Raw genomic sequence first — 3237 nt, 5'->3', positions numbered from 1 at the left:
GATCCTGTCCATGCTGAAGGAAAAGGATATGACCGCCGGGGAGATCGCAGCCCAGTTTGATATATCCTGGCCCAGCATCTCCCATCACCTTAACATTTTGAAACAGGCGGGCATGGTCGTGGACGAGAGAAAAGGCGGTTTACTATCGTCAGGATTTACTAAATCGTTTAAGATCAATATTTCATGCTGCTTCAACTTTTTTTCCTTTTTTAATAGCCTAATAGCTTCATGCCGAAGCCCGACAAAAAACCACGACAGTATTTTTGCGTCTTCTTTATCAAGGTCTTTAAAATTTACGTTAAATTCGGATTTGTAAACCATCTTGACACCTTCCTTCTGAACCACTATTATTAATAATAATTAAAAAACATTTTAATAATCTGTCCAAAATTTAATTATTTGATTAATTAAGGTAAAAATTGAAAGAAAAATCGCAATAAAAAGATATAAAGGACCTTTTATCAGGGCTTCCGGTGGGAAAAGCGCCTAGATTCCCTAATACTATCCCAAAAGCATAAGATTTTAAGTAAAGGAGGTGCATACCTGGTTCGGAGATTGCTTGGCCAAAGTAAAAAGGTCAAGTTTTATGAACCAGGTGGATGTATGTCAGTGAAGTTCAAAAAGAGACTTTTCTACGGGTGTCTGATCATAATACTGGTTTTGATTGGAGTCTTAAGATTTAACCATTTAATAAAGCGGGAAGAGTTGGCGCATAAAACAAATTCGCAATCTCAAAATATCAGTTTGGTATATTTAAAAATGGTTACGAAAAATGAAGGATGGGCTATTGGATCGGATAAAGTATACCGAACCATCGACGGCGGGGCAACGTGGGAAGACGTAACCCCACAGGGTGCGAAGGAAATCTATACCTGGTATTTTCTGAATTCAGATTTGGCGTGGATCGTATCTTCGAGAGATTTAAAGGGTACACTCTACAGAACGGAAAATGGAGGAAGGCATTGGGTTGAAGAGGAGGTGCCTTTTAATTTAGGGCTACTATTCTTTACCCCCAGCGAAAAGTCTTATAACGGATGGGCTTTAAAAAATTACGGCCCTGCTTCGGGAAGCAGTCCCGTCGATGTATATAAACTGATAAACGGCTCCTGGTCGATGATTCACAAGGGTCAGGGTCCGGGTACTACATTAGAAAAACCAGGCACTCTCCCCTATGCCGGATATAAAAACGGCTTTGTATTCCTGCCGGATACCAAAACCGGATTTGTAACCATCGAATACCGCGAACTGGGAAAGTACGGTTTATATGTCACCAGGGACGGTGGTTATACCTGGCTGCAAAGTATTCTTCCAATACCATCAGAATACAGTGACAGTAGTATTTATATTACTGCCCCTATCTTTTTCAATGATGAAAAAGAGTCTACCGGGATATTACCGGTCTGGTTTATGAATAAAGAAGGCGACTATTCGGTGGTTTTCTTCATTACCCATGATAAAGGGCAAAGCTGGTCTGGAGCACCTCCTTTCAGAACAAAAGAAAGGATTATTTCTATAAATATAACGGATAGATCCCACTGGTGGGTTTTAACAGAATCAAAGCTATATGGAACCCGCGATGGCGGTAATACTTGGAACGAGCTCCATCATCCTAAAGGCGCAGTTCAGATTCAGTTCGTTACTCCTAAAGTAGGGTGGGCACTTATTAATCTTGACACGGGAACAGAGATACTTCACAGCAATAACGGCGGGGTTTCGTGGAAAAGAATTTTTTAAAAAGCTGCCTATAAAAGATAGGCAGCTTTTAGTGATATTCGGGCTATTTATACTTTTTTTAATATTTCCACCCACCAGCAGCACCGCTTGATTCATCAGGATCCACTTTAATATGACAAAAATCCTGATTTGAACCAAGTTGACGTAAATGATAGCCAGGCCATGGATCTTTGTTTCTTCCGTTACTCCAAGCTGGAGCATATGCTTGGAAGAAGTAGGTTGCAATGTCTTGTTCTTTACACCAAGTTAGTACATCATAGCTTCCATATACGCCAATTTTGTAATAAATTTCTTCTTCACCAAATTTCCGACGCTCATAAAGGTATTGTAAGTAACCATCTCTAACTCCTACAAAGTAATCTGGAATAGCTTGTTTATGTGATGAAGTAGCATCAAAATCTACAGCAAAATAAACAGGGGTATTAGCTGTCTGCTGAATACCTGCAGCATAGTGAAAAGCATTGTTACCATCTTTTTTACCTTGATCATATGTGAAATACGAAGGTTTATCAGCAGGACCGTCTTCCCAAATTGATACAATTTATAGTCCCGCAGAAGAAATATTTTTGAGCTTCAATTTTAGTTAATGATTTCCAAGTATTAGTAACTGCAAAGTATCTTCCAACAAAAGTCTTACCATTATTTTAGACACAATTTAAAACATTAGATACATTTGTAGCTGTATGGATTCCATATGCCATTATACCCATCCTTCTTAATATTTTGGTTTTTTGAATTTGAAATAATATAAATTACTCAACATTATTTAGGAGTTCACATTTTCAACCACCTCCTTATGTTTGTCCCTTGTTATTTAAAGAGTAAATAAGAGGGTATTTTAATACCCCCCTATTAAAAAATTTTTAATCCTTCCCATTCGGGATACGATTAATTTCGTTTTTATGTCCTTTTTCGGGAATAATTTGGGATTAAATATTTACGTATTCGGCTATATGGGCAGGAAAATTAAGGAATATGGAAATATAAATTGTTAAAATTATCAATTAAAGAGAAATAATACACAGAGAAAAGGGTAAACTCAATGAAAGGTAGGGGTGCAAAAGCCATAGGGTCTAAGGTGCATTTACATTACAACAGCATGGCTGCCGCTGAATAAAAAGATCTGGCTAGCTTTCTTTTTCGGCGGCGATTCTTTTTTGGTTTCAATGTAAATTTGAAGGAAGCAAATGAACTTTTTAATAAACTGCAGCAGATAAAGACAAAAGGACAAGGAGATAAAAGTATATAAATCTGGGCTAAATAATTACAGTGAAAGGGTAAAGCCCAGAATTTTTTTGCAAAAATTGTAGCATAAGAGTTATTTTTGTGCTAAAATATATTTAGATGATTATCTAAATATCTAAAGGGGGGATTACAGTGGGCAAAAATAAAAAATCCGTCCTGCCGATGAACTGGCTGCTTTTGGGATTTATACTATCGCTGTATGTAATGGGTTTCATTTTATACCCCGCATTGCCGGATATGGTACCGTCCCACTGGAAT

The 3237-nt window shown here is 37.6% G+C and carries 4 protein-coding genes and 1 riboswitch; of the genes, 3 read left to right on the top strand and 1 reads right to left on the bottom strand.

What is annotated here, in order from left to right; genetic code table 11:
- The first annotated feature begins 1 nt into the window (after position 1).
- Both LZ11_RS12950 and LZ11_RS12090 read left to right on the top strand, forming a co-directional pair.
- Entirely contained in the window at positions 2 to 316 is a 315-nt protein-coding gene (locus tag LZ11_RS12950) for an ArsR family transcriptional regulator (protein ID WP_281282764.1), read from the top strand.
- Positions 317 to 609: 293 nt separating this feature from the next.
- Complete coding sequence (locus LZ11_RS12090) at positions 610 to 1734, top strand: WD40/YVTN/BNR-like repeat-containing protein (RefSeq protein ID WP_148868110.1); 1125 nt, start codon at positions 610 to 612, stop codon at positions 1732 to 1734.
- 58 nt (positions 1735 to 1792) lie between these two features.
- On the opposite strand, the gene LZ11_RS13100 is transcribed toward LZ11_RS12090, so the two are convergent.
- Positions 1793 to 2266: a glycoside hydrolase domain-containing protein gene (locus LZ11_RS13100; protein WP_342782622.1), complete on the bottom strand. Its 474-nt coding sequence runs from the start codon at positions 2264 to 2266 to the stop codon at positions 1793 to 1795.
- A 490-nt stretch (positions 2267 to 2756) separates the two neighbouring features.
- A riboswitch (cyclic di-GMP riboswitch) is annotated at positions 2757 to 2845 on the top strand.
- Between the two features lie 296 nt (positions 2846 to 3141).
- Here LZ11_RS13100 and LZ11_RS13220 point away from each other — a divergent pair.
- A partial coding sequence (locus tag LZ11_RS13220; protein WP_484421982.1) for a DUF1648 domain-containing protein occupies positions 3142 to 3237 on the top strand: 96 nt, incomplete at its 3' end.

It is taken from the genome of Thermosediminibacter litoriperuensis, assembly GCF_008124715.1.
In the GTDB taxonomy this organism is placed as follows: Bacteria; Bacillota; Thermosediminibacteria; order Thermosediminibacterales; family Thermosediminibacteraceae; genus Thermosediminibacter; species Thermosediminibacter litoriperuensis.
Note: the sequence above shows the minus strand (reverse complement) of the source record. Positions and strands in the feature narration are given on the sequence as shown.